Annotated in this window: 1 protein-coding gene and 1 pseudogene; both read right to left on the bottom strand. The window is 48.0% G+C overall.

The genetic code is table 11. The features are described 5' to 3' along the window. Positions 1-361 (bottom strand): nucleoid occlusion factor SlmA (gene slmA, locus A3751_RS21135; RefSeq protein ID WP_082863426.1); only part of this gene is annotated, 361 nt, incomplete at its 3' end. A gap of 37 nt (positions 362-398) precedes the next feature. Further along, positions 399-611, bottom strand: a pseudogene (locus A3751_RS21130) (thiazole synthase); the annotation flags it as partial.

Below are 611 nucleotides of genomic sequence, written 5' to 3'. Positions count from 1 at the left end.
GCACTTTCTCACTCTCTCCGGCAAGCGCATCGCCTGCTAGAATACGACACATACCCTGATTCTTTTCACAAAAAGCAAGTACTAACGTGAGCGTTTTTTGGAGCTTATCCAGAGCGTTCTGCCCCTCTTGCTTGATACGGTTAATGCGAGTAAAAACCGTCTCTTCAATAAACTCAATCAAACCTTCATACATCTTCGCCTTACTCGGAAAGTGTCGATACAAAGCGGCCTCAGTAACACCAACCTCTGCGGCAAGCTTTGCGGTGGTGATGCGCTCCCCGAGATTATCTTCAAGCATGCTTGCCAAAACCTGCAAGATTTGTTCTTTTCTGCTCACTTTATCTTTCTTTGCCGGGGCCATAGTTGCGGCACTCCCTGTTTTGTTTTTTGAAGTTGGCTTAAATCAAGCCTTCTAATGGCGAAGATGCTGAGGCGTATAATTTTCTCGGCATACGGCCAGCCAAATATGCTGCACGGCCGCTGTCTACAGCTAGCTTCATTGCATGCGCCATCATTATAGGATCTCTTGCAGCAGCAATGGCGGTATTCATCAGTACGCCATCACAGCCAAGCTCCATTGCAATAGATGCATCCGAGGCCGTACCAACGCC

Source organism: Oleiphilus sp. HI0080 (genome assembly GCF_001635135.1).
The sequence above is the reverse complement of the archived record's forward strand: the minus strand, read 5'-3'. Positions and strand labels throughout refer to the sequence as shown.